Below are 6258 nucleotides of genomic sequence, written 5' to 3'. Positions count from 1 at the left end.
GCCCTGGTCGCGGTGATGCGCAAGATGCTGGTGATCCTCAACGCCCGCAAGCGGGACGCGGAGGCCCAGATGGCCTCCGCCTAACAAGACAGTTGCTACTGACTCATCCGCCGGGCATGGCCCGGCGCTACCGGGGTGCCTTACTTCTCGACGAAGGCGCGTTCGAACACGTAGTGGCCGAGCTGGCCAATACGCGGCGACACCTGGAAGCCACGCGCGTCGAGCACGGTGCGCAGGTCGGCCAGCATCTGCGGGCTGCCGCAGATCATCGCGCGGTCGTTCTCCGGGCTCATTTCCGGCAGGCCCAAGGTGCGCTGCATCTCGCCGCTTTCCATCAGCTGGGTCAGGCGGCCCTGGTTGGCGAACGGTTCGCGGGTGACGGCTGGGTAGTACAGCAGCTTGTCGCCGATCATCTCGCCGAGGAACTCGTGCTCACGCAGTTCCTTCTCGAAGTAATCGCGGTAGGCCAGGTCCTTCTCGTAGCGCACGCCGTGGCAGAGGATCACCTTCTCGAAGCGCTCGTAGGTTTCCGGGTCCTTGATGACCGACAGCCACGGCGCCATGCCGGTGCCGGTACCCAGCAGGTACAGGTTCTTGCCCGGGTGCAGGTCGCTGATCAGCAGGGTGCCGGTGGGCTTCTTGCCGACCAGCACCTTGTCGCCCGGCTTGATGTGCTGCAGGCGCGAGGTCAGCGGGCCGTCCTGCACCTTGATGCTGAAGAACTCCAGGTGTTCTTCCCAGTTGGCACTGGCGATGGAGTACGCGCGCAGCAGCGGTCGCGCCTCGGTCTCCAGGCCGATCATCACGAACTGGCCGTTCTCGAAACGGAAGCCGCTGTCGCGGGTGAGGGTGAAACTGAAGTAGGCATCGGTCCAGTGGCGGACCTCAAGCACCGTTTCGGCGCCGAAAGCGGAAGACATGGGGGCACATTCAGGCAATGGATTCGTCCCCGCCATTCTACCTCAAATGAGAGGGGTTCTCATTATCCGGAACGAGAGGCGTTCTCAGGGCCACTCAGCGGTACCCGGCGGCCTGCAGTTCGAACAGCTCGGCGTAGCGCCCTCCCTGGGCCATCAGCTCCTCGTGGGTGCCGCTGGCCTCCAGCCGGCCCTCGGCCAGCACCAGGATGCGGTCGGCCATGCGCACCGAGGAAAACCGGTGCGAGATGAGCACGGCGGTGCGCCGGTCGGCCAGCTCGCGGAAGCGCTGGAACACTTCGAATTCGGCGCGGGCATCGAGCGCAGCGGTCGGCTCGTCGAGGATCATCACCTGCGCATCGCGCATCCACGCGCGGGCGATGGCGATTTTCTGCCACTGCCCGCCGGACAGGTCCACGCCCTGCTTGAAGCGGCGGCCGATCAGCTGCTCGTAGCCTCCGGGCAGGGCATCGATCACTTCTTCGGCCATGCCCCGCCGCGCGGCATCGGCGATGCGCGCCTGGTCGGCCATCGCCTCCACCTGGCCGACGCCGATGTTCTCGCCGGCGGTGAGGTTGTAGCGCACGAAGTCCTGGAAGATCACGCCCAGGTTGGCGCGCAGGTCATCCAGGTCGTAATCGCGCAGGTCGCGGCCATCGAGCAGGATGCGGCCTTCGTCCGGTTCGTACAGGCGTGCCAGCAGCTTGACCAGGGTGGTCTTGCCGGCACCGTTCTCGCCCACCAGCGCCAGCACTTCACCGGCGTGCAGCTGGAAATCCAGATGACGCACCGCCCACTGCTCGGCATCGGGGTAACGGAAGCCGACGTTCTCGAACACGAAACCCTGCTGGATTGGCCGCGGCACGCTGACGGCGCCCTCGCGGGAGTGGATTTCCGGTTCGATCTGGAAGAACGAATACAGATCGTCCAGGTACAGCGCCTGGCTGGCCACCTGCGAGAAGCCGATCAGCAGGCCTTCCAGCAACTGGCGCAGGCGCAGGAAACTACCGGCGAGGAAGGTCAGGTCGCCGATCGAGAAATCGCCGCGCACCGTGCGCCAGGCGATATAGGCATAGGCGGTGTAGTAACCCAGCGTGCCCAGCGCAGCCAGCACCGTGCCCCAGAACGCGCGCCGCCGCGCCAGCGCCCGGTTGGCCAGGAACAGTGCCGCCGACAGCCGCCGGTAGCGCTCCACCAGGAAGCGGTGCAGGTTGAAGATCTTCACTTCCTTGGCCGTTACCACGCTTGCGCCGAGCTGGCGCAGGTAGTCCAGCTGGCGCCGCTCCGGCGTCCACAGGAAATTGAGGCTGTAGCCGGCGGCGTTGAAGTGCGATTCGCCGATGAAGGCCGGCACCAGCGCCAGCGCCAGCAGCAGGATCAGCCACGGCGCATAGACCAGCAGGCCGACCGCCAGGCTGGCCACGGTGATCGCGTCCTGCACCTGGCCGAACAGCTGGCTCATCAGGTTCATCCGGCCCATGGTCTGGCGCCGCGCACGGTCCAGCTTGTCCTGCAGGTCGGGGTCTTCGAAGTCCTCCAGGTCCAGCGTCGCGGCGTGTTCCATCAGGCGCACGCTGGTGGCGTTGGCGAACAGTTCCGACAGCAGCGCATCGGCATAGCTGACCAGCCGGCCGAGCAGGTCGGAGGAAATGGCCAGGCCGAACTCCAGCGCCAGCAGGCCCAGCAGCGGATTCAACAGCCCACTGGACAATGCCTCGCCCAGCGGTGGGAAGCCGGCCCCGTGCTGGCTCAGATGTAGCGCGGTATCGATGATGAGCTTGCCCACGTACAGCATCGCCACCGGCAGCAGCGCACGGATCAGGCGCAGGCCGAGGCTGGTAAGGGTCAGCGCGGGGCTGGTCTGCCACACCTGCCGCAGGAACGGCGGCAGGTTGCGCATCGCCTTGAAGCGCTGGCGCAGGCTGGGTTTCTTCTCGGGGGCAGGAGGCATGCCGCCATTGTGCGCGCGTAACGCGTGGAGAGGGGGTCATATCCCTTCGCTGCGTGAAGGGATCAGACCCCTCATATCCACGCCTTGCGTGGATGCAACGTGTCGACCAAGGTCGACACCTGCCAACAGCGGCAGGACATCTGTCGAAGGCGGGGTGGGTCAGGTTGCAGGGGCGTGAGCCGCATGGATGCGGCGACCGAGCTTACATGGACGTACTTGCAGCGTCCCCTGCGACCTGACCCACCCCGCCATCCCACAGTACCCAGCTGTTGACGTTGCCCTTGCTCCGGCTGTCGCCTCTGCGGGTGCCGGGCGCAGCCCGGCCAGAAAACCGCTTTACGGCAGCGGCGGCAGCAGCCCTGCACCCAACCGGTTCCATGCATTGATCACCGCGATGCCCATGCTCAGGTCACTGATGCCCTTCTCATCGAAGTGCGGTGCCAGTGCATCGAACGCCGTTTGCGACGGCGCGCCCTCGGTCAGCCGGGTCAGGGCCTCGGCCCAGCCCAGCGCGGCACGCTCGCGTGCATCGAAGAAACGGCTTTCGTGCCAGGCCGGCAGCGTGTCGAGCTTGCGCGGCTCGATGCCGCCCTTGCGCAGCGCGGTGCCGTGCATGTCCATGCAGTAGCCGCAGCCGTTGAGCTGGGACACGCGCAGGAACAGCAGTTCCATCAGTGTCGGGTCGATCGAACTGTCATGCACCGCCTTGCTGGTGGCCAGCAGGCCCTTGAACGCATCGGCGGCCAGGCGGGTGTAGGGGACGCGGGGAGAGACATGGTCGGACATTTTCAGCTCCACGACGGCCACGGTGGCCGTCTTTCACTACAAGGACGCCGTGCCGTCCGCGTTCGTGACACGCCCACGCAGTTTTTCCGGATTGAGCACGCTGTACACGTTGGCGATGCGGCCCTCGGCCACTTCGATGGTGGTCACCGAGTGCAGCTGGTCGCCGAGGAAGCGCAGGATCGCCGGCTCGCCATTGACCCAGCCCAGCTGGGCGGTGTGGCCCAGGCCGCGGCGCGCGATGGCCCAGAACAGGCGGCCGATGCGTTCGGCACCCAGCAGCGGGCGCACCGCCGCGGTGACCACGCCGCCGCCGTCGGACACCAGCCGCGCGTTGGCATGCAGCAGCGCCTGGATGGCCTCGCTGTCGCCACGCTGGGTGGCGTCCATGAAGCGCGCCAGCAGCTGCCGGTGCTGGCCGGTATCGGCGTTGAAGCGCGGCCGGCCGGCCTGCAGGCGCTGTTTCGCCCGGTGCACCAGCTGGCGGCAGTTGGCCTCGCTCAAGCCGAGCAGCGCGGCGATCTGCCGGTAGTCGTGGTCGAAGGCCTCCTTCAGCAGGAAGGCGGCGCGTTCCTCCGGTCCCAGCTGCTCCAGCAGGGTCAGGAAGGCCACCGAGACCTCGTCGGCGCGGGCATGGGCCACGGCCGGGTCGCTGGCCGGTTCTGCGGCCAGGCTGATCTCCAGCGGTTCAGCCAGCCACGGGCCGACGTAGTGGACCCGCTCGCGCCGGGCCGCGCGCAGCCGGTCCAGGCCAAGCCGCGTGGTGGTGGTGACCAGCCAGGCCTCGGGGTCGCGCACAGCGGCCGGATCGGCGCCGGACCAGCGCAGCCAGGCATCCTGGACCACGTCCTCGGCATCGCTGCGGCTGCCCAGCAGGCGGTAGGCCAGCGCCATCAGGCGCGGGCGGTGGGTCTGGAAGGCGGATTCAGTGTTCATGTCGACCAGGACGCCGGGGAGGGATGAAGCGTGACAGGGCCCTCGTGCGATCTTGCCGGCCAGCGGCCGACACCACCACCCCTGCAGCCGGGGGAGGGGGTAAAATGGAGGATTACCCCCGCCAGCCTCGAGCAAGCGAGCAAGCCGTGACATCGATCAAGCAGGAAGACCTCATCCAGTCCATCGCCGACGCGCTGCAGTACATCTCGTACTACCACCCGGTCGACTACATCAAGAACCTCGCCGCCGCCTACGAGCGTGAGGAGTCGCCGGCCGCGAAGGAAGCGATGGCCCAGATCCTGATCAATTCGCGGATGTGCGCCGAAGGCCACCGTCCGATCTGCCAGGACACCGGCATCGTCACCGTGTTCCTGGAAATCGGCATGGACGTGCGCTGGGACGACGCGACCATGGGCGTGGAAGACATGGCCAACGAAGGCGTGCGCCGCGCCTACCTGCACCCGGACAACAAGCTGCGCGCTTCGGTGCTGGCTGATCCGGCCGGCAAGCGCGTCAACACCAAGGACAACACCCCGGGCGTGGTCAACGTCAAGGTGGTGCCGGGCAACACCGTCGACGTCATCGTCGCCGCCAAGGGGGGTGGTTCGGAAGCCAAGACCAAGTTCGCCATGCTCAACCCGTCTGACTCGATCGTCGACTGGGTGCTGAAGACCGTGCCGACCATGGGCGCCGGCTGGTGCCCGCCGGGCATGCTCGGCATCGGCATCGGCGGTACCGCTGAAAAGGCGATGCTGCTGGCGAAGGAAGCGCTGATGGAGCCGATCGACATCACCGATCTGCAGGCCCGTGGTGCATCCAACCGCATCGAAGAGCTGCGCCTGGAGCTGTACGAGAAGGTCAATGCGCTGGGCATCGGCGCGCAGGGCCTGGGTGGCCTGACCACCGTGCTCGACATCAAGATCAACGATTATCCGACCCACGCGGCCAACCTGCCGGTGGCGATGATCCCGAACTGCGCGGCCACCCGCCATGCGCACTTCACCCTGGATGGCAGCGGTCCGGTGATGCTGGATCCGCCGTCGCTGGAAGACTGGCCGAAGCTGACCTACGACTCGTCCAAGGGCACCCGCGTGGACCTGGACACGATCACCCCCGAAGACGTGGCCAACTGGAAGCCGGGCCAGACCCTGCTGCTCAACGGCAAGCTGCTGACCGGCCGCGACGCCGCGCACAAGCGCATGGTCGACATGCTCAACAAGGGCGAGGAACTGCCGGTCGACCTGAAGGGTCGCTTCATCTACTACGTCGGCCCGGTCGATCCGGTGCGCGACGAAGTGGTGGGCCCGGCCGGCCCAACCACCGCCACCCGCATGGACAAGTTCACCGAGCAGGTGCTGGCACAGACCGGCCTGCTGGGCATGGTCGGCAAGGCCGAGCGCGGCCCGGCCGCCATCGAGGCCATCAAGAAGCACAAGTCGGCCTACCTGATGGCCGTCGGTGGCTCGGCCTACCTGGTGTCCAAGGCGATCAAGGCGGCCAAGGTCGTCGGCTTCGCCGACCTGGGCATGGAAGCGATCTACGAGTTCACCGTGCAGGACATGCCGGTGACCGTGGCGGTCGATTCCACCGGCGAATCGGTGCACAAGACCGGTCCGCGTGAGTGGCAGGCCCGCATCGGCAAGATTCCGGTGGTGGTGGAGTAAGCCCCAC

Annotated in this window: 5 protein-coding genes; 1 reads left to right on the top strand and 4 read right to left on the bottom strand. The window is 67.0% G+C overall.

The window, feature by feature from the left end; all coding sequences use genetic code 11:
- Positions 1 to 140: 140 nt before the first annotated feature.
- The 4 genes from DCO49_RS11075 to DCO49_RS11060 all read right to left on the bottom strand — a co-directional run bounded on the left by DCO49_RS11075 (position 141) and on the right by DCO49_RS11060 (position 4587).
- Positions 141 to 920, bottom strand: a complete 780-nt coding sequence (locus DCO49_RS11075) for a ferredoxin--NADP reductase (RefSeq protein WP_116864078.1) — start codon at positions 918 to 920, stop codon at positions 141 to 143.
- A 94-nt stretch (positions 921 to 1014) separates the two neighbouring features.
- Positions 1015 to 2868, bottom strand: a complete 1854-nt coding sequence (locus DCO49_RS11070; RefSeq protein WP_116864077.1) for an ABC transporter ATP-binding protein — start codon at positions 2866 to 2868, stop codon at positions 1015 to 1017.
- 336 nt (positions 2869 to 3204) lie between these two features.
- A complete protein-coding gene (locus DCO49_RS11065) occupies positions 3205 to 3654 on the bottom strand; it encodes a carboxymuconolactone decarboxylase family protein (protein WP_116864076.1) in 450 nt (149 codons plus the stop codon).
- A gap of 36 nt (positions 3655 to 3690) precedes the next feature.
- A complete protein-coding gene (locus DCO49_RS11060) occupies positions 3691 to 4587 on the bottom strand; it encodes an RNA polymerase sigma-70 factor (protein WP_116864075.1) in 897 nt (298 codons plus the stop codon).
- 146 nt (positions 4588 to 4733) lie between these two features.
- Between DCO49_RS11060 and DCO49_RS11055 the strand changes: the two genes are divergently transcribed.
- Complete coding sequence (locus DCO49_RS11055) at positions 4734 to 6251, top strand: fumarate hydratase (protein WP_165835717.1); 1518 nt, start codon at positions 4734 to 4736, stop codon at positions 6249 to 6251.
- The last annotated feature ends 7 nt before the right edge of the window (positions 6252 to 6258 follow it).

This window comes from Stenotrophomonas sp. SPM, assembly GCF_003105135.1.
Taxonomy (GTDB): Bacteria; Pseudomonadota; Gammaproteobacteria; order Xanthomonadales; family Xanthomonadaceae; genus Stenotrophomonas.
The sequence above is the reverse complement of the archived record's forward strand: the minus strand, read 5'-3'. Positions and strand labels throughout refer to the sequence as shown.